The sequence below is a fragment of the Dermatophilaceae bacterium Sec6.4 genome (assembly GCA_039636865.1).
Lineage (GTDB): Bacteria > Actinomycetota > Actinomycetes > Actinomycetales > Dermatophilaceae > Allobranchiibius.
This window is the reverse complement of record CP144172.1, coordinates 2,245,449-2,268,118: the sequence shown is the minus strand read 5'-3', so window position 1 is coordinate 2,268,118 and position 22,670 is coordinate 2,245,449. Positions and strand designations below refer to the sequence as shown.

At 68.2% G+C, this 22,670-nt stretch carries 14 protein-coding genes; 5 read left to right on the top strand and 9 right to left on the bottom strand.

Going from position 1 to position 22,670, the window contains the following annotated elements:
- Positions 1-52: 52 nt before the first annotated feature.
- Entirely contained in the window at positions 53-1,225 is a 1,173-nt protein-coding gene (locus V3G39_10780; protein XAS75154.1) for an acyltransferase, read from the top strand.
- Here V3G39_10780 and V3G39_10775 read toward each other — a convergent pair.
- Genes V3G39_10775 through V3G39_10765 form a run of 3 tightly spaced genes read right to left on the bottom strand, consistent with a single transcriptional unit; the run spans position 1,119 to position 6,519 of the window.
- Positions 1,119-4,871, bottom strand: coding sequence for an alpha-(1->3)-arabinofuranosyltransferase family protein (locus V3G39_10775; protein XAS75153.1), 3,753 nt, complete (start codon positions 4,869-4,871; stop codon positions 1,119-1,121). The genes V3G39_10780 and V3G39_10775 overlap by 107 nt on opposite strands.
- Positions 4,868-5,584, bottom strand: coding sequence for a class I SAM-dependent methyltransferase (locus V3G39_10770; protein XAS75152.1), 717 nt, complete (start codon positions 5,582-5,584; stop codon positions 4,868-4,870). Before V3G39_10770 ends, V3G39_10775 begins: the two co-directional genes overlap by 4 nt.
- Entirely contained in the window at positions 5,581-6,519 is a 939-nt protein-coding gene (locus V3G39_10765) for a class I SAM-dependent methyltransferase (GenBank protein ID XAS75151.1), read from the bottom strand. The genes V3G39_10770 and V3G39_10765 overlap by 4 nt, the downstream gene beginning before the upstream one ends.
- Before the next feature lie 86 nt (positions 6,520-6,605).
- Between V3G39_10765 and V3G39_10760 the strand changes: the two genes are divergently transcribed.
- On the top strand, positions 6,606-7,955 hold the full coding sequence (locus tag V3G39_10760; GenBank protein ID XAS75150.1) for a glycosyltransferase family 4 protein: 1,350 nt from the start codon (positions 6,606-6,608) through the stop codon (positions 7,953-7,955).
- An 85-nt stretch (positions 7,956-8,040) separates the two neighbouring features.
- Here V3G39_10760 and V3G39_10755 read toward each other — a convergent pair whose 3' ends face one another.
- From V3G39_10755 to V3G39_10735, 5 genes are read right to left on the bottom strand one after another with little or no spacing between them, the layout of a single operon-like run.
- Positions 8,041-8,199 carry a hypothetical protein gene (locus V3G39_10755; GenBank protein XAS75149.1) on the bottom strand — a complete coding sequence of 53 codons (159 nt, stop codon included), beginning with the start codon at positions 8,197-8,199 and terminating at the stop codon, positions 8,041-8,043.
- A 52-nt stretch (positions 8,200-8,251) separates the two neighbouring features.
- Positions 8,252-10,051 carry a hypothetical protein gene (locus V3G39_10750; GenBank protein XAS75148.1) on the bottom strand — a complete coding sequence of 600 codons (1,800 nt, stop codon included), beginning with the start codon at positions 10,049-10,051 and terminating at the stop codon, positions 8,252-8,254.
- Entirely contained in the window at positions 10,048-11,142 is a 1,095-nt protein-coding gene (locus V3G39_10745) for a glycosyltransferase family 4 protein (protein XAS75147.1), read from the bottom strand. The genes V3G39_10750 and V3G39_10745 overlap by 4 nt, the downstream gene beginning before the upstream one ends.
- A complete protein-coding gene (locus V3G39_10740; GenBank protein XAS75146.1) occupies positions 11,139-12,014 on the bottom strand; it encodes a glycosyltransferase in 876 nt (291 codons plus the stop codon). The genes V3G39_10745 and V3G39_10740 overlap by 4 nt, the downstream gene beginning before the upstream one ends.
- Positions 11,977-16,311 (bottom strand): alpha-(1->3)-arabinofuranosyltransferase family protein, encoded by a 4,335-nt coding sequence (locus V3G39_10735; protein ID XAS75145.1) that lies wholly within the window; start codon positions 16,309-16,311, stop codon positions 11,977-11,979. The genes V3G39_10740 and V3G39_10735 overlap by 38 nt, the downstream gene beginning before the upstream one ends.
- A gap of 155 nt (positions 16,312-16,466) precedes the next feature.
- Here V3G39_10735 and V3G39_10730 point away from each other — a divergent pair, with 155 nt between their 5' ends.
- The gene (locus tag V3G39_10730) at positions 16,467-17,765 is read left to right on the top strand and encodes an oligosaccharide flippase family protein (protein ID XAS75144.1); all 1,299 of its coding nucleotides are present in this window, start codon (positions 16,467-16,469) and stop codon (positions 17,763-17,765) included.
- Here V3G39_10730 and V3G39_10725 read toward each other — a convergent pair.
- Positions 17,730-18,566, bottom strand: coding sequence for a class I SAM-dependent methyltransferase (locus tag V3G39_10725; protein ID XAS75143.1), 837 nt, complete (start codon positions 18,564-18,566; stop codon positions 17,730-17,732). The genes V3G39_10730 and V3G39_10725 overlap by 36 nt on opposite strands.
- 198 nt (positions 18,567-18,764) lie before the next feature.
- Here V3G39_10725 and V3G39_10720 point away from each other — a divergent pair, with 198 nt between their 5' ends.
- Together V3G39_10720 and V3G39_10715 are read left to right on the top strand one after the other, a co-directional pair.
- Positions 18,765-20,549, top strand: a complete 1,785-nt coding sequence (locus V3G39_10720) for a hypothetical protein (GenBank protein XAS75142.1) — start codon at positions 18,765-18,767, stop codon at positions 20,547-20,549.
- Between the two features lie 149 nt (positions 20,550-20,698).
- Positions 20,699-22,666: an acyltransferase gene (locus V3G39_10715; protein ID XAS75141.1), complete on the top strand. Its 1,968-nt coding sequence runs from the start codon at positions 20,699-20,701 to the stop codon at positions 22,664-22,666.
- Positions 22,667-22,670: the final 4 nt, after the last annotated feature.

Genomic DNA, 22,670 nt, shown 5'->3' with positions numbered 1-22,670 from the left:
CTACCGTGAACGCCGAGCAGACTACTCGAGAGTAGGCAGGGACTACCGGCAGATGCAGCGCTATCGCATGCTCGACCTGTTGCGCGCGCTCGCGGCGGCCCTGGTGCTGCTGAGTCACGTGACGTTCTGGACGGGCGCCGGGGACGTGGATGTGTCGGGTCCGCTCCTGGCCCGTGGAGACGCCGGAGTAGCAGTCTTCTTCGCGATCTCGGCGTTCCTGCTGTTGCGACCGTATGTCCGCGCCGGGCTGCAACAGACCGCCACACCCGGCCTACGGCGGTACACGATCCGACGCGCCGCACGCATCCTTCCCGCGTACTGGCTAGCACTCACCGCGGTTTTGCTCGTCGCGGGCCTCGCGCCGGGTCGGACCGGTGGCCTGGGTTCGGGTCTGGATGTCGTGCTGCACATCGTCCTGCTGCAGGGATACTCCGGACACGCCTACCAGTCCTTCTCCCAGACGTGGAGCCTGACCACCGAGGTCACCTTCTACGCGTTCGTGCCGGCCATCGGGTGGGTGATCGGCACCGTGGCGCGCAACGCACGCAACGGATGGGTACTGCTCGCGGCAATTGCCGGGGTCGGTGTCGCCACCCAGGCGGGCAGCAGCGCGTGGACGCGCGCGGATCCGCAGTCGATCTCCGGCGTGCTCGCGACCTCGGTGCTGGGTCACGCCGCGTGGTTCGCTGCGGGTGCGGCACTTGCCGTCCTCGCCGAGTTTGACCGAGCATCGGGCATCGCGTCGCCGACAAGGCACCGTTGGATTGTTTTTGCGCGCGGCAATCCGGGTGTCGTTTTTCTGGCTTCTGGCCTGCTCTACCTGCTCGCGTCCACCCCGCTGGCGGGACCCGTCGATCTGCGGGCGTCGAGCGTCGCGCAGTCCGTTGTCAAAGAAGTGCTCTACACCCTGATCGCCGGTCTGCTCGTCCTCGCGGCCACCAGCCCGGTGCGTGGTGTGCTGGCGCGCGCAGCCGCCGGATCACCCGCGGCGCGATGGCTGGGCGACGCGTCCTACCCCGTGTTCCTGTGGCACGTACTCGTGCTGCAGGTGCTGTATCTGCTGACCGGCCGAGCACTATTTTCCGGTGGATTCACGTGGACGCTGATCGCGACCACCGTCATCTCGGTGATGGTGACCCGGGTATCGGTGACGCTGCTGGAGCGTCCGGCTCTGACCCTGGCGCATCGGTGGACCCGAAACGCCGCGCCAGCAGACATACCGTGATGGTCCCGGCCGCCTGACCGAGCACCGCGCCGACCGACAACTCGTCGACGACGCCGAACCCGGCGAGGAACACACCCGACAGCACCATGGACACACCGATCCCCCACCCGATCAGTCGCTGGGGCAGCAGCAGCATCAGGGCACCGACGACGAACCCGGATACGCCGCTCACGGCAGTACCGACGACAAGCGGCAGGATCCACGTGAGTGTCGTGGCCCGCACGGCCGTGGCACCGACGGTCGGCGCCCGCCTGCTCTGCATCTGCATGCTCTGCATCAGGGCAGCGGCCGGCGCGCCGTCGCCTGCATCCCGGGCGGTCCGGATGCGCGAACAGCTCAGGAACAACAGTGCGAGCAGCAGCACCGCACCTGCCCCCGTGAGTAGTCCGGCACGTTGCCACCAGGTGGGCCCGAACTGCACCCGCACCACGGCCGCCGGGCCGGCGGGCACCAGGAAGCCCTGACGCCAACCGTCGACCCGCACCGCAGCCACGTCCCGACCCCCGACCGTGCCGTGCCAGCCCTTGTTGAACCCCTGGGTCAACGCGGCGACCCGCGCCGGACCGGCGCCGATCCGCAGCTCGCCACCACCACCGCGGACATCACCGAAGGTACGGGCGGGGATCTGCGCCGCGTCTGGTCGCTGCACGACGATCACAGCGCCGTGGGAGGCACCGTTCCCCGGTACCGGCCACGAGTGCAGGTACACCAGTTCGGCCCGGAGGCTCTTCGTCGCGGCTACCGATACCTCCTGACGGCCTGCCTGCACCGGGACCCGACCGGTGCACGCCTCGGCTTTGCGCAGTGCGCCGATCGTCGTCTGTGCGCGGCTCGCAGCGGGCTCGGTGGTAACTGCGGTCGCGGCGAACCGCAACGGGATCGACTCGCTACCGATGTGCAACGTGCCGGCAGCTCCGCAGCGCCCATCCGCTGTACCCGCTGCGCCTGCTGAATTCACTGCGCCTGCCGACGACGTCCGCAACCAGACGGTCGGTACGACCTGACCGTTGCGTGCGAAGCGCAGTCGTCGGGTCAGCGTGGAAGGGTCCTCGCCCTGAGTCGGGTCAGAGCTGTGCTCACGGGGGTCGCGGCGCACCAACACGGAGGTGGCGCTCGGGTCGATGATGCCGGGAAGGCTGATCACGCTGCCCAGTCGATGCCCCGCGATGCGTACATCGGTGATGCCCATCACCGGACCGGTCGGAGTGCCGGCAACGTCCAGATCGATCCGCACCGGCCCAATCGCAGCGCGCGGCAACGTCAGTCTCACGCGCTGTTGGCCGAAGGCGACCTGGACGGACGGGCCGGTGACCCCGCCGACAGACAACCGTAGCTTCCCGACCCGGTCCAGACCTGCGCCTGCCGCAAGAGTGACGTCGACCTCGCGAATCGCGGTCGCGGGGGTCGGCGTGAACGACAGCTCGGCATGCGGTTGTCCGTCTCCGGTGCGCCACGCGGTCGCAGGATCGCCGTCGAAAGCCGCCGCGATACCGGCGCCCGGGCCGGCGTAGACCCGCGCGAACGGATCGCCTCCCGAGGACGAGGCAGACCACGACGTCATGCCGATCAGGGAGCGCACGGGTTGGGTCGCGACACCACCGGCAGGCGGCAGGTCCTTGCCGCCGACCCGGTCCGGTGCGTTGTCCGCGGCGGGCAGCGTCGGGCTGTAGCCGTCGGCGGTCGGGACCCCGCTGTTGAGCGTGCGCCACCTGAGGCTGTCGGTAATGATGCGCGGCGGTGGGTCGCCCGGCACGGCGCCGCCGGCGACCACCTTCATCCAGTCGTGCGGACCGAGCGCACCGACGGTCGCGAGGTCGAAGACCGACTCGGGCCCGCCCGCGACCGTCACTGCCGCGTCTCGCGCGTAGGCAGCTGCGGTGGCCGAACCCTTGACCGACCACAGGGTCAGCAGATTGCTGCCGCTGCCCGTCGAGCCGACGTAGCTGAAACCGGGAGAGCTGGACAAGGTGCGCTCCACCGCACGCCACGGTTGGGCTTGGACCGCCGCCGCGATCGAATGCCGCACGACGATCCGGGCGATACCCATCCGGGCCAGTCCGGGCGCGAGGCCCGGCTGCACCTGGCCCGATGCAGCAAGTTGGTCGGCAGTATCGAGCATCCTGGTGGCCGACGGGTCGCCCAGCGGCGCAGCCGCCCGGAAGACGACCGGCGACCGGGTCAGGGCGCTCATCGGGTCGTCGCCGGTGGTCCCCCAGTCGTAGGTCGCCGTGCGCGCATCGGGCCACAGCAGCGTGCTGCCACCCGCTGTGGCCGCCTCCCGGTCCAGCCGGTGTGCCATCGCGGGCCAGGACGCCGGTACGGCGCGGTAGCTGCCCGAGTCGCCGACCCGGCCCTGCCACAGCGGGGTCATCGCCGCGACGACGAGGAGCGCCACCGACATGCCAAGCAGCCGGTTGCGCACTGCAACGGAACGACGCAACCCCTCCAGCAGTACCGCAAGGCCCAGCACGACCGGTAGCCGGATCAACGCGTCCGCCTTGTGCACATTGCGCAATGGAGCCAACGGGCCGTCCAGCAGGGCCCGGACCTCCGCGGCGATCGGGCTGCCCACGATGCCCCGGTGGCCGATCGTCATGAACAGCACACCGACCAGCACACTCGCCAGTGCGGACCGGCGGAGATGTCCCCGTATCCGCGACAGGCCGACCAGTCCGAGGCCCGCCACCGCAGTGGTCGCCAGGATCGAGATGGTCGACTGGGCGCTGGTCCACCCGGACTGCCACACGGGATGTCCAGCGGAGTCCAGGATGTAGGCGATCCAGTCGGAGTCACCGCGCAGCACGTTGGGCACCGAGGTCACGGCTGTGGTCATCGAGGCCGTCTCGATGAAATCCAGGAACGGGTAGGCGTAACCACCCAGTATCAGCAGCGGTAGCAGCCACCACGACGCGCCGAGCAGGACGGCAAGCAGCCACGGCCCCAACCGCCGACGTCCCAGGCGATGGGTCACCAGGTACAGACCGGGTAGCACCAGCATCAGCCCCGACGCGGCTGCATTCACCCCTCCGAGCGCTGCGGTGAGCAACCCACTGAGCGCCAGAGTGCGCAGCAACTCACGACGTTGCAGATCGGGCTGCAGCAGTCGATGCGCGACGACCACCAACCATGGCGCTACTGCCATCGGCCACGCCTCGCTGGAGTTCTCCGCCAGTAATGTCAGGATTCGCGGACTGAGGGCGTACGCGGCGCCGGCAATCAGGATGACGCCCGGTCCACCCACCCGCAGGACCTGCATCAGCTGGACCGCCCCGCAAAAGGCGACCACCACCAGGATCGTCCACCAGATGCGTTGCGCAGCCCACGGTGGCACACCCGCCGAGTGCGCGATCCCGAAGACCGGTCCCATCGGGAACAGATACCCGTAGGCCTGGTTCTGCAGTTCGCCGAGACCGGCATGGCCGTTCCACGCGTCCACCGATCGCGCCAGATAGGACCACGGCGAGATCGTCAGGTCGACCTTGGTGTCCGGTTGCACTCGGCCGGGAGCGATCAACCACGGCACCAGCGCCATCGCGAGAACCGCCAACCAGTAGGTCGCCACAGCGCGGTCGGGAGCCGATCGAGAGGCCGGCCCCTGCGCGGGTCCTGAGGATGCAGGCGGCGATGGAGCGGTCGGCGCCGTCATCGTCGGCGCAGCACCAGCAGCAGGTTCCAGGTCAGGATCTCGCGCAGCCCCGGCACCCGCAGCAGGTGGCGCGCCGCGTCGGGAAGATACCGCGGACGCGCGACGAGCACCTCGACCTCAGGTTGAGCGTTAGCCCAACGCAGCCCGCGGGCCACACTGATGCGGTAAAGCGATTCGTCCACGACATTCTTCGGTCGGTGCCCGTGACGTCGGGTGTAGCGGCGTACCGCCCGCTCGCCACCCAGCCAGTGCCATGGAGATGTCTCGTGCCCGCCCCACGGTGAGAGCCAGTTCGTGTAGGACAGGAAAAGCAGACCGCCCGGTCGCAGCACCCGGACGAGCTCGTCCGCGACCGGCTCGGGGTCGGCCACGTGCTCCCACAGGTTGCTGCTGAACACGACATCGACGCACCGGTCGGCGATCGGCAGGGCTGCCGCGGTGGCGACCAGACCGCCGTCACGGATCGAGGCGACCGAGCCGTCGTGGTCGATGGGCACGTAGTGAGATCCGGCAGCGCGGAACGCCCTGGCGAACTCGGCGGGTCCGGCTCCCACGTCCAACACGGTCGCGCCGTGCAGATCGGTCCATTCGCTGACCAGGTCGACGGAGTCGGCAGCCAATGCCCCGTAGAACACTTCGGGCCGACTCTGTTCCAGCCGGAACGCACGGAACAGATTCGCCGAGCGACGGATGCCGCGACGCGCCGGGCTCACGACGGCACCCGAGCGGTGCGTGGACGACGCGCGATGACGTGCAGGGTGGGTCGTAGCGAGGCTCGCGCAGCTCTGCCGGCGAGCACCAACGGCGCGCTGGCCACACCGACGGCGATGACTTTCCTCGAGGCCAGGACTCCCCGTGGTCGCTGCGCCGGGCTCATTCGTCGGGCGAGGCTCCCGACATCGGTCACCATGCTGTCCAGGATCGGCCGACGCACCTGCACATCAACGAAACCCGCGGCCCGCGCCGCTGCGTGCAGACTGGCGGACGTGAAGAATCTGACATGGGTGGGATCTTCCAGCATCCACCATGCCGATCCGTAGAGCCGCACGCCGTCGCTGTCACCCGCCGGTGTCAGGAACTGCGCCGTGCCACCGGGAGTGAGCAGATCGAAGGCAACGCGCAGCGTCTGCATCGGGTCGACGACGTGCTCGAGTACGTGGATTCCGTAGACCAGGTCGACTCCGTCGCGGCCCTGGAGCGGGATGTCCTCGACGCCGCCGTGGAACAGCTGACCATGCCGCAGGACCTGGGCGTCGACATGGACACCGAGCTGGTCCGGGTCCGCGCCGGAAATGGTGGATCCCCCGTCGTGAAACCGTCGCAGCATCGATCCGGCGCCGTATCCCACCTCGAACACCGATGCCGGCGGAGCGCCGCGGCCGGCTCGCACCATCGAGCGGTAGGTCAGACCCAGTCTGAGTCGGTCCAAGGTCGGTTCGCCGCCGTAGGCCAGGTCTCGATGTCCGGCCGGAGCGAGGGCGAGGTCACGGGTGAGGTGACCGCACTCCCGACAGCGTTGCAAAGAACCGCCACCGCGCAGCTCGTAGAAGTCACACCGCCCGGTACAGATCTCACAGCGGGCGCGGGCTTCGGCGGCCTCATCGACGTCATCGGTACTGCCGAGTGGGACGACATTGCCGGAGTCCATTTCGACGCGTCCCCTTCGTCTCTCTACTTTGCAGTAACTTCGGGTTACCCTAGCCGTCGGCGCGTTGACCACTGGTTTGTCGGCGGATGCCGCGGGCATGGGCAGCACCAGTATCGGCCAACGAGAAAGAGGTAGCGCGCAGCATGTTCGACGTCGAGACACCCATGCGTGTCCTCTACCTGTCCTGGCGCGACCGCGAGAACCCGGAGGCCGGCGGCGCCGAAACATTTACCGAGCGCACTGCGCAGATCCTTACCGAGCGCGGTCACACCGTGACCATCTTCACCAGCCGGTTCAAGGGTGCCGCCTCGTCCACTGCTCACGGTCAGGTGGACGTCGTCCGCCGTGGCGGACGATTCACCTGCTACCTGCGTGGCCTGCTGTACGCCGCCCGGAACCGGTCGAAGTTCGATGTGGTGCTGGACGTACAGAACGGCGTGCCGTTCTGGTCGCCGCTGCTGGCCCGGATTCCCGTCGTGAACATCACCCATCACGTACATCGTGACCAGTGGACGTCGTTGTTCCCCAGGTACCTCGCCGCAGTCGGCTGGTTCGCGGAGAGCAGGCTCGCTCCGCGGGTCTATCGCAAGTGCCGGTACGTCACGGTGTCCCAGGCGACCCGGTCGGAGTTGGCGTCGCTGGGTGTTGACCCGGGACGGATCGACCTCGTCTACTCCGGTAACGACCACCCGGCCGATCTCGCGTCCTACGGTGACGTACCCAGGACGGCCAACCCGTCGCTGGTGGTGCTGGGCCGTCTCGTGCCGCACAAACAGGTCGAGCTCGGTATCGACCTGCTCGCCGACCTCGCCTCGGTACTACCCACGCTCACCCTCGATATCGTCGGCACCGGTTACTGGGAGCCGCAGTTGCGCCAGCACGCCGCCGACCGAGGAGTCAGCGACCGGGTGCGCCTGCACGGGTTCGTCCAGGAATCGCAGAAGCACACCCTCCTCGCGGCGTCGTGGTTGATGCTCGTGCCTTCTCACAAAGAGGGCTGGGGCCTGATCATCGTCGAGGCCGGGCTGCACGCAACGCCGAGCGTCGCCTTCGCAGACGCCGGCGGCCCCAGCGAATCCATCCTGCACGGACTGACCGGGCTGCTGGCCCGCGATTATGCAGACATGCGCGCCCAGGTCCGGCTGCTGCTGCAGGACGAGGAGCTGCGCGGCCAGCTCGGGGCAGCCGCCCGCGACCATGCACGAAGTTTCAGTTGGGCCTCGGCCACCGAACGTCTGGAACACACTCTGCTGTCCGTGCTCGGCCGCCGCGCGCGGCCTGACCAGCCGGCGACGCTGGGTCCGCACACCCTCGAGCTGCACCCGGTGCAGTCGCGACGGGCAACGACCGCCGAAGTAGCTGTGGCCTCTGCTCCCGTGGTGTGTATGCCCGCTGCCGATCGCGACGCGGGAGAACCGGTCCCCGTTCGGCGCTGAACCCGGGTGTACTTGGCCGGAGCCAGAAAACACAGAACCGGCCAGACCCGAAGGTCCGACCGGCTGACGTGTGGGTGCTACGGACTCAGTTGGAGCTGTCGTAGCTGATGGTCGAGTTGAACTTCTGCGGTTGAGTGACCGAACCCTGCTGGGCGATCAGCGCGAAGATGGCGATCAGCGCCAGCAGGACCCCGATCACGGCGCCGCCGACGTTGTAGGCGAGCTTCTTGTTGGTCTCGTCCATCGCGTGTCACATTCTTTCTGGCAGCTCAGGCAGCGGGTCTGTTTCGCTCATCTTAACCACAGTCGGCTGACCGAGGTGACTCTTCGGTAACCTCGCGTCGTCGGCGTCTCATTTCATCCACCAGCACGACCGTGGGTGCAAGAACGAGACCCGCGAGACCGAGGTAGCGCCACGGTCCGGGGTCATGTTGAGGGAGCCCGGACGGCGGCACGGAACCCAGGTCGTACAGCACCAGATCGCCCGACCGGGCGACCACATCCGTACGCAACAGCGCTGGCAGCATCGTCGCCCGGTCACCGCCCTGACCGGTCTGGTCGAGCGCGTATCGGACACCCGCGGACCGCAGTGCTGCCCGGACGTCACCGCTGCCCGCCAGTGCAGCGGTGATCCGGGCGGCATCCAGGCTCTCGCCGCGCACCACCCGATTCGACAGCGGCAGATCGTCGTTGACGAGTACGTTTCGGCCGGACAATCGCTGCCACGGGTCCAGCAGTACCTGGTCATTGTCGAACGCATACCGCCGGTACAGCGTCCAGGGGAAGATCGCGACCGCGCCGGGCGGCTGCGCTGAGATCGTGGCGCGCATCGACTCGAACGAGGCGGGGTAGGACACCGCGCTCCACTGTCCACCGAGTCCCCAGGCCAGACCGGTCAGCAGTACCAGGGGCCACAGTGCCGAGGTGCCTGCCACCGCCAGGGCACTGCCCCGGTCCACTCCCCACGCCACTCCGATCGCCCGTAGCCGCTCGGCGCCCAGACCTGCGCAGACAGCGACGAGCACCACCCACAGGGCCACGAATTTCTGAGAGTCACGCAACAAACCCGCGCCGGGCACGTGCTCGACCGCGACATCGACGAGGGCGGAGCCGCCCGGGATCGCTCCCGCACCTGCAATGAGCAGGCCGGCGACGCCTGCAACCGACAGACCGGCGTGTGCCGCAGAGGCCCGCCACGCCCGACACCAGGCGGCATATCCGACGCAGACCAGCACCACGAGCAGCATCGTCGCGCTGATCAGCACGGACGAGCGGCCGGGAGTCCAGGTCGCCCGGTTCCAGATACCGCCGCCGGTGATCAACGATCCGAAGACCCCCCACGGGGTGTCGGCGCGCGCCATGAACGCCTCGACTCCGCCCTTGTCGCCGGTGCCGACCGAGCCGACAAAGATCGACGGGAACCACCAGGCGGCATTCGCCAACGCGAAGATCGCCAGCACCCACAGTGTTTCCCGGCCGCGGCGGACCTGCGCACGGCTGTGCGTCCCAGCCACCGGAACGGTCAGCACGGCCAGGACGAGCAGCAGACCGAGCACGGCACCCGTGGACCCGGTCAGGGCCACCACGACGGTCCACAAACCCAACCGGAAGCGTCCCCGTGGCTCGCCGCGTCGTACTGCCGACGCGGCCGTGGCCAGGAATGGCAGGCACGCGTACCCGAGCAGAAATCCCCAGTGCCCGATGGCCAGACGCTCGGCCAGGTAGGGGTTCCAGGTCGCGAACATCGCGGCTGCTGCAGCGCCGAGCCTGCTGCCCATCAACGCACCGACACCGGCTCCGACACCGACGAAGACCAGGATCAGCAGGGCCTTCTGCACGACCCAGCCCGGTACGACGTGTGAGGCGAGCGCGACCACCAGGTCGTTGGGCACCGCCCGGGGCACGCTCCCGTCGACGCCGAGGGTCCGGTCTGAGAAACCCAGTCCGGGAACGAAGACCATGTCGTAGAACAGCAGGTAGCCCGGGCGTAACGCCGGGCCGAGCGCCAGCAGCGCGCTGGCGAGACCGATGAGCGCGCCGGTGCCTCTGACGCCGGGCCGGTATCGCCGGTGCGCGCCGGATCGGGGCCAGGTCACCGGTGCTGCGCCTCGATCGAGTCGAAGGCCGCACCCATCCGCGTGCACTGCGTTGCCAGGTCGTGCTCGGCGGTCATCCGCGCCCGGTTCGCCGCACCGACCCGGGCAGCCTCGGTCGGGTCGGCCAGAAAGTGCAGCAGTCCTTCGGCGAGCTGCGCAGCGTTGTCGTCGACCAGCAGATTGGGCGCGTGCACGGCCTCGTCGTTGGTGCCGCAGCGCGTCGTGACGACCGGCAGCCCGCAGGCCTGCGCCTCCAGGTAGGCGAGCCCCAGTTGCTCGGTCCATTTCCAGGTCGCCCTGGGCGCAGTGCAGAAGACGGCGCCCGAAGTGAGTAGCTGGGCCACGCCCGCCGCGTCCAGGTGCCCGCACAGCTGCACTCGGCCCGGGACAGCGCGCGCTTCCTGCTCCACCATGTCGCGTAGCGGTCCGTTTCCGGCCACGATCAACCGGGCGTCCGGCATCGATCGACGCACGAGACGCATTGCTTCCAGCACCCGGTCGATGCCTTTGTTGGTCGCCAGTGGAGAGGTGAACACCACTGTCGGCTCAGCCGGGGGGCGCGCAGCAGGCACAAAGAGATCGGTATCGACGCCGGGTTTGACCACCCGGATGCGCGACTCGTCGAAACCGTTCTGCAGCAGGTGTTCCCGTGCCGCGTCGACCATACACAGCCACAGGTCGGCGCCCCTGCTTGCACGTAGCGCCTGCCGGTAGGGCGGGATCTTGTAGAGCGGCTGGTTGGGCAGGTTCTCCCAGGTGATGACGGCCTGCAGAGGCCGATGCGCGCCCGGAGCGGACCGGCCGCGCCAGCGGGCTGCCTGGCCGGTCACGAGCGAGCAGAGTTCGAGCGTGGTGACCCAGTCGAAACGCGCCGGGTCCTGTTGGTCAAGACCGTGCACCCAGGCCAGTGCCCCGGCCTCCACAAAACGTTTGACCGGGCGCCGGTAGCTGCTCGGCACCCACTCGATGTCGCCGACCGGTTGCTGCGCCGCCAGCGCCGTGACCGTCGTACGCGGCATCCGCGACATCCAGTAGAGCTCGCGCCGGGCCCGCTGGTCCGGCAGCGAGACCCACAGCATCCGTCGGGTCACGCGGGGGCCTGCGTCGCCGTTCGGCGGTCCCTACGTCCACGCCGCGCGCCGAGGGCGTACCCCACTACTTCCATACCCCGCATCAGCACCATGCCGGCCGCGTGGGCCGGATCGCGTACCAGCAGTCCACGCCCGTCGACGTAGGACTTGAGCAGCGCCCTGCCCTGGCTGCCCACCGCACCGTCGTGGTTGTCCTGCAGCGCGGGGATGCTGCGCCCATAGTAATAGCGCTTGCGCAGCACATCGGGCAGGGTCAGGTGACCCTCGTCGTGATCCACCACGATGTCGGCCAACTCGATGCGCGCGCCCACAGCGTGCATCCTCAGCCGTAGGTCGGCGTCCTCGGGGCCGGACATGTCGAGGCGGAAGCCACCGTCGCCGGCCAGGAAGTCACGCCGCACCAGGCGGGGATTGTGTAACCACGGCTGGGTCAGATAGCACTCCCGCTCCAGCGCACGGCACTTCGTCCAGAAGCCGTCACCGATGGTGCGCTCAGGCAACGCGACACCCGTTGCTCCCGATACGTGCGCGGTGCCGACGGCCGCCTCGATACTGCCCGGCGGCAGGACCATGTCGCTGTCCAGCCACAGCACCCAATCCCCCTGCGCTGCATCCACACCTGTATTGCGTTGTGCTGACCGCTCCGGCCCCGCTGTGATCACCCGGTCGGCGTACCGCCGGGCGATGTCTGCGGTGTCGTCGCTGCTGTAGTTGTCGACCACGATCAGCTCGACCGCACCATAGGTCTGCTCGCGGACCGACGCCAGACAGGCAGCCAGCGTCCGGGTGTTGTTGCGCGTCGGCACGACGACGCTGACCAGCTGCTGCGGTGCTTCAGTGGTGGCTGTCAACGGGATGCTCCAACCGATCATCGGGTGCAGTGTGGGGTGCGGGCGGTGATGTGGTCAGTGGCACATGATCGCGCAACGCTCCCACGAGCGCGATCAGCAGACCCGCCGCGCCCAGATAGTGCGGCCACAGACTCGCGGACACGGCGTCGGCGCTGACCTGCCCGGTCAGACCTTCGGACCACAGCACGATCACGTAGACCACCACTGAAACGGCGACCAACACCGCGCCCGCCGTGATCAGCCACTGCGATGGCACCGGCGCCCACCGCAGTACGGCGACCACAGCGACCGAGGCGACCAGACCTGCGTATCCGAGGAAGAACACGCCCGCGAGCACGAGCGCGATCTCGACGCCGATCCGCGGCATCGGCCCCGGCCAGGCACCGGCAGCGGCACCAGCTCGCGGTACCTCCGCGGAGACCATTGCAGAAGCGTCCGCAGTCACCGGATCGGTGACCGCGTCGCGCTCCGGATCCGTGTCCTCCTCCATTCCCCTTGCCTGACGCGCCCGCCTGCGCCGCGACCAGCTCACGGCCAACCGGTGCCCGAGACCGGTGCCGAGCAGGACCGCGAAGAGCAGGACTGCGGATGAGATGACGAGTGCGACGGTGGACCAGCGTTGCGGACCGTAGCGCACCACGATGTCGTAGGTCCCACCTGCCGGCAGCTTCCACCCGACTGAGAAACCGTCGAGAATCTGCGGTACTCCGAGATTCTTTCCGTTCGCGGTGGCCTGCCACCGCGGGTCGTAACTTTCGCTGATGACGACGGCGAACGCCCCACCGGCGCGCACCCGCAACGACTTTGAGGTAGCGCCGTCGTGTACGTCCGAGACGATCGTGTCTGCCGGCACACCCGCGGGTGCGGTGCGTGCATCGGTCAACGCAAAGGAGTCAAGGGTGAATCCGGGCGCCTGCTCGATCCGATGCACGCCTGCCGTCATCGAGGTGTCCGCGCATCCGGTCCACCGGGTCCCCTGCGCGGTCGCCCCGGCCAACCGGGTGGTGGTCGGACGCATCGTCATGGCACGACCGTCGATCGTCGCGACCGTCAGGCACCGTGCTGCGGCACCCCCCACGGGGCCGAGCCGACCCGATGAGCCGACGCGCATCGAAATGCCCGTGTCGATGCTGGGGAACCGGGCCGGAATGCCCTGTGGCGGCTCGGTTGCCCCGGTGAAGGTGACGCGTACAACGCGACCGGTGACCTTGGGAAACGCCACCTTCGTCGTGCCGCCCTGCCTCAGATCGGTGCTCGCGACCCGTCGGCCGTCGACGGTGACTACGGCGCTGGTGGCCCACTGGGTACGCGCGGCGTCCGGGGTCTGGTCACCGGGCCCGGCTGCCTGAGTGACGGCGACGCTGTCGATCGACCTGACCGGGCCGGCCACCTGCCACCAGGAGCCGCGCACCCCGTCGCCGGGCACCCACGCCGTGCTGTTCTTCGACGGCCCCGGGTCGGCCGCCTGGGAGGCGCGGACGGCCGGGTCGTCGAAGTAGAAACGGGACGAGGTCGCGCGAACCGCCGCGGAATATCCCGCGACCTGGTCGTACACCGGCTCCACCGGGCCGTCGACCCGCACCGCAGCAGCGCCGGTGAAGGTGCGGGCGTCGGGCAGGGTGACGATGCGATGTAGACCGGTCTGTTCGTCGTCGCCGGGCGCCGGCGTGCCCTGCAATCTGGTCAGCAGTACCGACAGGGGCGTCGCAGCGAACGCCGCCCGGCCCGCCGCATCCAGGGACGCGTACCGGTCGGAGAATGTCGTGGGGGTGCGCGCAGCGCCGAGCGCGAGTGGCCCGGCCATTTTGATATCGGAGAGCCCGACCAGGTTGTATCCGTTTCCCCGCTCGGAATCGATCCGGACGGTCACAGTCGTGGTCCGAGTTGTGCCCATATCGAAGGAGGCGTAACCGGTGTCCGGCATCCGTCTGGTCACCGATCGATCCCCGGCGGTGACGGTCAGCCGGTCGATCTTGGCGGCCCCGACCGAGGATTGGGCGATACGCACGGTGCCGGGGGTGATCGGGGACGGTTCGGTGATGGTCAGCGTCTGCCCGGCTGCGCGCCCGAAATCACCGAAGAGCCAGGAGGTCGACGGATCGCCGTCCAGCGCATTCTGGGCAGCGGCGTAGGGCAGGTCGAAGAATGCCCCGCCCTCCGAGGACGCCGTGACTTTCGCACCCGAGGGAACCAGCACCGTCTGATCAGCTGGATCAGTGCCGAGCGCGTAGCTCTGGGTGAGCGGCTGACGCGCCGTCAGCAACGGTCCGGTGCCGTTGCTCAACCGGTTGGTGACCGCAGATCGGCGGGCGTTGGTGTCGGTGATGACCAATCGGTGCCCGCGCCCGAGCATCCCCGGCAACTGGGCCGCTCCGACGTCGAGCGCGTACTGGAAGGAGGGTGCGGCCCGCAGCAGTCCGGCCGACGACAGCTGAGCGACCGAAGAACCGTCGCCGGCCACCAGTACCGAGTTTGCGGTGGGCTCGGCGCGCACAGAGCGCAACGGGTCGGTAACTGCGTAACGCTGCAGCGGCGGAAGGCGGTCTTCTCCGTAGGCCGCGGGGTCGTAGCCGGGTGCCTGGGTGAACTCGCCGTCCACGCCGTAGTTGGCCACCCCGACCAGGCCGGGGTCAGCGGCGAGGACCTTGCTGGTGACGGCCGGCCGCGCACCCCCGGTGTCCTCCCAGTCGATGTCGTGCCGCAACAGGATCGTGTCGGCACCCAGATAGCGTGCGTACGCCGATATCGCAGCGGGCGGGACGACCCCGTTCTGCAGAGTGGAGTTGAGCGCCGTCAGATAGTTGGCACCGGGAGCCGACGCATTCGGTGTGGTCTCGGGGATGATCACGGTGCGGCTGAACAGAGAATTGGCGACGTCGTCGGGACGCGGCACCGTCCAGCGGTACTGCGGACGGGTCTGTCCCGGGAGGAAGAGCACAGCAGCGTTGGGATCGCCCTTGTCGATGGCGCTCGCCGCCTGGTGCCAGTAACCGGGGATGTCCATCGGTGACAGGTAGAGCCGATTGGTCAGGGCCGGTGAGACCCAGGCGGTGACCAGCACCACGGCCACCATCGCCGCCACCGGCGCCCAAAAATCCACGGTACTCAGACGCCGCCACACTTCGCGGGCCGCCACCCCGAGGGCCATCGCGATGCCGAGGGCGAGCAGTGCCCCGATCTTGTTGGTGGTGCGGAACGCGCCCATTCCCGGCAGCTGCAGGAAGGCGACGACGACGTGCCCGAAGGGCGAAGCCGGTGCGCTCTGCGTCGGGAACGCACCGACCGACACCACCGCTGCGATCGCGAGCAACCCGATGACCAGCCCGCGCACGAATCCCCGGCACCAGCGCAGCGCCAGCATCCCCAGGACCGGCCACAGCGCCGTCATCAGGATCAGCAACGGGCTGGTGATATACCCCGCGTACTGGCCCTCCCACGGCCCGTTCGCGTCCCTGCCGTAGAGCGGCCACAGGCCCAGCCCGCGCAACACCTCCGGGAACGAACCGGTCTTGGCGATACCCGTGATCGTCTCGGACGAACTGACGATCTGAGACCCGGTCGACAGCGCGGCCGCGGCCGGAACCAACCAGTAGAGCGAGACGCCGACGGTGAACAGCGCGCATTTGGCCAGCGCCCGCGCGATATCCAGCCATCCGATACGCCAGCTGCACCGGGCAGCCACCATCAGCGGGACCAGTGCGAACAGCTGCAGAATCGGCACGACCGCGACGTTCATCCCGCTCATCGCGAAGAAGATCAGCCCGAAAATGGCCGGCCAGCGCCATCCCCGCGGATCCTGCAACGCACGCAGGAACGCGAGCATCATCCACGGCAACAGCGCCATCGGCAGCGCGATCGCGAGTGTGGAACCGGCCTGGATCGTGTACGGGTTCGCGACGTAGAGAACACCGGCAGCCAGACCGGTCCATCTGTCGGCCCGCGCGTAGGTCGCCCGCAGCAGCCTGGCGGCACCCCATGCGGTCAGCGCCCACAACGCGAAGTGGAAGAGCTTGTAGGTGAGTTCCGGGCTGAGGCCGATGGCGCGAAGCGGCGCCAGCACCCCCAGCACCGGCACCAGGCCGACATTGAAACTCGGCGCTCCGAGGTAGGGCGACTGCGTCCACGAGGACAGGTAGGCGCGGATCATCCGGCCCGGGGCGAGGTACACCTCCGGCTTGATGTCGGTATAGAAGTGCCCGAAACCGTTGAGGAAGACCACCGCTGCGAGCACCACCAGCAACGCGATGACGGTTGCGGGGTACGCCCTGCCCGCTCCGTCGGGCACACGCCGACGGATGGACACTGCTGGTCGACGCACGGGGTGAAAACTTTCGCGAGCGGGAACGAGCTTCGGATGCCTGCCGAGACCCGCTGATCCGAGGTACGGCGACGCTAATATAACCCGCGAGTAACCTAGGTCACATCCGCTACGGCGCCCTGCGTGCCACTCCCTCGTCGAAGGCCTGAACTTCTGTGTCGACCGACGCCAGCACGCCCCTCGAACACGGTGCCCGAAGCAGTCGACAGCAGCGCGGCCCGGTCTCGACCACCGTTCTCGGTGCCCTGCTCGGTGTCGCGATGGGCATCTCCAATGCCCTGGGTTATCTGCTGGTACTGCTGTTGTCGCGCACCCTGGGCCCTGCGGATTTCGGCGGCTATACGGCCCTCAGCACCTTCGGGGTGCTGCTCGCCATCCCCGCCGGTGCGTTCCAGGTGGTCATCGCCCGACGGGTCGCCGGAGGGGACCGGACCGAGCTCACGACTGGTCTGAGGCTGGGGACGATCGTGGCCGTCGTCCTCTTTGCGGGCACAGTGCTGGCCTCCGGCGGTCTCGCAGACCTCTTCAACCTCGATACCCCGTGGTCGCCGATCCTGATGGGCGCGATGCTGCTACCGATGACGGTGACCGGTTGTTTTCAGGGCATCCTGCTGGGTGCCCAACGGTTACGCGCGCTGTCGCTGCTCTACGTCGTCACCGCGCTCAGCCGGCTGGTGGCAGCAGTGGTGGCAACCGTGGCCGGCTTCTCCGTGGTGCAGGTCTTCGCGGCCATGCTGGTGGCGGTGCTGCTCACCGCCGTGCTCGGCGGATATCTGTGCCGCTCCGAGACCAGGTCGATGGGCGCGAGCGGGTCCGGCCTCGCCGGCGAACTATGGCGATCCAACTCCTCACTCGCGGCCCTGATCTCCCTGACCAGCGTCGACGTGCTCCTGGCCCGGCACTACCTGTCGCCGCACAACTCCGGTGGGTACGCGCTCGCCTCCACCTTCGGGCGGGCGATCTGCTGGGGCACCCAGTTCATCGCCCTCATCCTGGTACCGCGGATGCGCGGGCAGGACGCGTCCCGCACGCTGCTTCGGGCCAGTGCACTCGTGCTCGGAATCGGGATCCTGGGATTGGTTGTCGTCAGCATCGACCCCGGGTTCTGGGTACGAATCGCGGGCGGCGGTCAGTATTCGGAGTACGGCCATGTCGCGCAGGCCTGTGTGCTGCTGGGGATCGCCTGGGCACTGGCCCAGGTGTGGCTCTTCTCCGAGATGGGCGCGGGCGAACATCTGCTCGGTGCGCTGACGTGGGCGGCCGTCGTCATCGAGATCCTGGCCGTCGTTCTGTTGTGGCACGGCAGTGCGGTGCAGATCGTCGCGGTCTGCACTGTGTGCGCAATGGCCGTCGCGATCGCGGGACTGGTCCGCGCCATCGCCCAGCACCGCCGGCGGGTGCTGCCGATGGATCGGGGCTCAGCCCTGGTCGCGGCCGATCGCGCGGGAACGTGACAGCACCAGTTTTGCCACTGCCTTGAACGGTCCGGGGAAGATGCCGGCGCCTTTCCACAGTGCCGCGTTCAGGCGCTCCTGTACCCGCGTCTGGTAGCGCCGCAACGCCTCGTCCGACCTGGACAAACCACGGTTCGGTGTCGTTCTGCGAAAGACCAGTGCGTGGAGTCCATTCGCCCACCGCGGGTCGTCGGCGTGCGCTGCGTCCCAGGTTGCGGCGATGCTCCACCCGGCGTGACGGCGTAGAAACAGCCGGTGGGCCCGCTGCACGACAGGCCAACTGGCGTCGTCGACCAGCACCAGTGCTTCATCGGCGAGCAGCGGTTCGACGACCGCGAGCGCGAGGTACTGCGCGAGCAGGGTGTGTTCACCGTCGTAGAAGTAGACGCCGACCGGTTTCGTGTCGCTACCGAGCTCGGTCATCAACTCGAAGCAGTCTCCTTCCATGAGGGTGACCGAGCGCTCGCTGGTGTAGCGACGGATGTTGCCCTCCAGTTCCGCCCGTGCCTCGCGGCCGGCCATCCCGAACTCCATGAAGTTCTCCATCGCGAGGAACGTCTTGTCGTCGTTGTCCTGCGCGGCGGCACAGAGCGAGCGTCCTTTGAAGGTGCCGACCTCCAGGTAGGACTCGTCGGCCGGGAGAACGCGAGCCGCGACATTGAGCACGGCGAGCTCATTGGGTCCGGTGAACCCGGTGACGTCCTGCGCCAGTTGCGCCCAACGCGGGTCCGTCGGATCGGTGTCCTGCGGGTCGCCCGGGAACGCATCTGCGAGCTGGGTAAGGAACGCGGCGGTGTCCATCGACTACTTCCGGGTCGGTGCGACGTGTGCCGCAGGGATGTTCGAGATGGCCCACTGTACTGATCGGTAGCGTTTCTGCCCGACGGATCGCCGGTCGGGTGGTGGCTGCGTCGAGGGCGCACGTGGCCGCTGCCCTTGCTGTACTTTTATGCTCCAGACGACCGGGTCCAGCGCCCACGTTCAGGGGGAGGCCGGTCCGTGCCTGCAGCAGGACTGATGGCCCGTCGAGGGCGAACCGGCACGGTGCGGGTGCCGGACGGCCGTCGATGCGAGCGCGCGATGCAGCTGGTCGTCGTGCTGCCGCTGCTCTGGTACCTGGTCCAACTCGCCGGTCACCACTGGGTGCCGCAGGGCGACGAAGCCATCATCGGGATCCATACCCGCGACGTGTTCTCGGTCAATCCACCGTTGGAAGGCCAGCGGGCCGATACCAGCTTCAGCGACCCCGGTCTGTATGCCCACCATCCCGGTCCCCTGCAGTACTACCTGTTGGCAGTTCCCTACGCATTGACCGGTTGGCATCCTGTGGGGTTGGCGTTGGGTTCGCTGCTGATCGTTGCGGGATGCGCGGTACTGGCGATTCGTTCGGCGCGCCAGGCGGGTGGTCTCGCAGCCGCGACGGCTGTCTTCTTCGCCATCCTCTTCGTGGAGGGCGCGAACCGATCGTTCCTGGTGCACCCCTGGAACACCTTCCCGCCCATGCTCGGCCTGCTGGTCACGATGATGCTGGCGTGGCGCCTGATGCTGGGACAGCTGTGGGCGATGCCGTGGTTCGCGCTCACGGCGTCGATGACCGCCCAGGCGCATCTGCTGCAACTGCCCATCGTCGGCCTGCTGACGATCCTGCTCTCGGTCGTGGGGGTGACTCGGTGGTACCGCAGACGCGACGCGATATGGCCGATGCCCGGCTACGTCCCGCACCGGCTGCGCCGACGGCCTCGCCGAACGCGACCCGGGTGGGTGACAACGGCTGTCGCGCTTGTCGTGTGGGCACCGGTGATCGCCGACGCCGTGATCTACTTCCCCGGCAACACCGTGAAGCTGATCCAGTTCGGATTCCGCGACAACCCGCATCTCAGTCTCGGCTCAGCGCTGGGCCGCACGGTGCAGCTCATGGTGCCCACCGGGCATGTCGATGCGTTCCACCTCGGCTCGGCCAGCGTCCTGCAGTGGACGGCCGCTGCGGGGGTGGCAGCCGCCGCCGGGTGGGTCTGCACCGGCTATCTGACGGTATGGAAGTCCCAGATCGACAGCCACCGGGCAGGTCGGCGCGTCCAGGAACTGACCCGTGCCCAGCGACATCACCGTGCCGCCGCAGCCGGGATTGCGGTCACTGCACTGTGCACCGCGGCATTGACAGTGACCACGTCGCACGTCACTGGCGGTCTGCAGCTCTGGTACTCCGAAATCGGCGTCGCCGCACCAGTCGGGCTGACCTGCCTCGCCATCTGGGGTACTGGGGCGCGATTGCGCGCCCTGCGCCCGACCGCCTCGGTCGGTCCCCCGCGCGGGCTCCTCGTACCGGTTGCCGCGTTGGCTGCTGTCGCGATCTTCAGCGCCGCGCCCCGTAATTCCCTGGTCAGCGGGACGGTCGAATGGTCGCAGCACGAGCGGTTCGCCCGCACCGTGGCGACTTCGGTCGATCGGGAGCTAGATCGGCGCGGAGTCGACCACGCACCGATCCTGATCCGCGCCGCCTACGGCACCGTTCAGGGCAGCCTCGCGCCGGCTCTGGAACTGCATCTGCTGTCACGGGGCCACGATGTGTACTTTCCGCGCCTGTGGCCTGAGGGCGAGAGCAGCTTTCGACACGATCCTGACAAGGCCCCCGCCACCGCCGTGCGCATCTGGGTACGTCAACGCACAAGCAGTGGTTTGTGGTCGATCGGCGACATACCACCCGGCGCCACGATGTTGACCTTCCCCGGCAGTTCGGCGATCAGCGGCTCCCCCCAGGGCATTCAGGTCTTCATCAAGAGTTGAGGCCGCCGCCGTGTGGCCGACGCCGGTCTCGCCGGTCCGGGTCATGACCATCTGCTGCCGATAGCCTCTCCTGCGCCTTACGGCTGGGTAACATATCGCCGTTGCAACTCTGTGCGGTCAGGGGTGATGTCGAGACGAAGGAGTTGCGGGTGCCACGGTCCCGGTACGGGCGCAGTCCAGCGCTCGATGGCCTCCGCGGGGTCTTCATGGCCTGCTTCCTGGCGTTCCACTTCGGCGCGACGTTCCTGTCCGGGATGTGGATCGCCATCAACCTCTTCTTCGTGCTCTCCGGGTTCCTCATCACCCGGTTGCTGTTCGCCGAGAAGCAGCGCACGGGTCGTATTGATTTCCTCGCCTTCTACCGTCGCCGCGGCAGACGGGTGCTGCCCGGACTGTTCCTGCTGCTGACCGCAGTCACGATCTACGGATGTTTTTTCGCGCCACAGGCCGTGCGGCACCGCTTCGGGCTGGACACCCTCGCCACGCTCGGTTTTTCGATGAACTGGCGGCTGATCGCCCTCAATGACCAGTATTTCGGCAACAGCCTGATCACCCCCCCGTTGCGACACGCCTGGACCCTGGCCATCGAAGAGCAGTACTACGTCGTCATCCCGGTGATCGTGGCAGCGCTCTGCTGGGTGTGGCGCAGCCGGCGGGCCCGCGTCGCGGCCGTGCTCGCGGCAGCTGTGGTGATGACGGTCTGGACGGCCTACGTCGCGGACAGCAACCCCGGAGACTTCAGTCGGCTCTACTACGGGACCGACACCCGGGTCACCTCTCTGCTGATCGGCACGGCAATCGGGATTGCCTTCGGGTGGTCCCCGCGTGGCGGAGTGCCGACCCTGTCGAGGCGCACGGTGTTCGTGGTCGGGTGGGCAGGGCTTGCCTCGAATGTCCTGCTGTTCCTGTTCATCGACCCCTACACCACCTGGATGTGGGACCGGGGCGGCGCACTCTTCGGCGCCATCGGATCTGCGGCGCTCATCGTCGCTCTGGATGACCCTTCGCCCAGTCGGCTGAAGGCGTTGTTCTCGCTGCGGATCGTGCGCCAGTTCGGCCGGTTGTCGTATTCGCTCTACCTGTGGCACTGGCCCGTGCATCTGCTGCTGGGCACCAGCGGCATCCTGCACTCGACACTGGTCACCGGATGCATCGGGTTCGCGATCTCCACGGTGCTGGCCTACCTGTCCAACCGGTTCGTGGAGGAACCGGTCCTGCACGACGGCGTGCGCGCACTCTTCCCCAGGCTGCGCCGTGCCTCGCTCGCGGTCATCGCTCCAGTGGCCCTGGTGGTGGCGCTCACCTCGGCCGTGATGCTTCCGGCCAATGCCGGCCCGGTAGCGTCGGCCAGCACCAGACTGCCACCCACACTGGTCCCGAACCAGCTCAGCTACGTACCGGGTGCGCCACCGGATTTCGGCGTCCTCGGCGACTCGGTGCCGTGGTATCTGGCCAAACGCTTCCCGGCGCGACTGTTCCCCGGCGTCCACCCGGTGAACGTCGCCCATGAGGGTTGCGACCTGCTCCCATTGAAGCTCGCCACGGCATTCGGGGTGAAGGACCAGCACGCCATGTGCGCCGAGACCGAACGCACCTGGCCTTCGGTACTACGCGCCGCGGGCGCCAAGGTCCTGCTCGTGTTCGGTTCTCCCCTGCTCGCCGTGCCGCACGTGATGCCCGACGGCAGCTCGGCACACATCGGCCAGCCGGTCTACGACGACTTCGTGCTGCGGACTCTGTCGGGCATCGACGCACGGGCCCGCGCTGCGGGAGTCACCCAGATCCAGATCGTCAACGTTCCCTGCCGTGAGTTCGGGGAGTCCAAGGATTCCGAGCAGTACAAGGAGATCCAGGCCCGTACGCCGGGATACATCGATGAGTTCAACGACCCGGTGCAGATCAACCGGCTGTTGGCCCGGTGGGTCGGCGAACACACCGACGCAAAACTGGTCGATCTGTACGGCGCACTGTGCTCGCCGGCCGGGTATCAGCCGGTCATCAACAACCTGCCGGTCTTCAATGACGGACTGCACTTCTCCCCCGCCGCGACACCGATGGTGTGGCGCTGGATGCTCGGTCAGATCAGTGGTAACTGGAACTACCGCAAGGACCGGTGAGCAC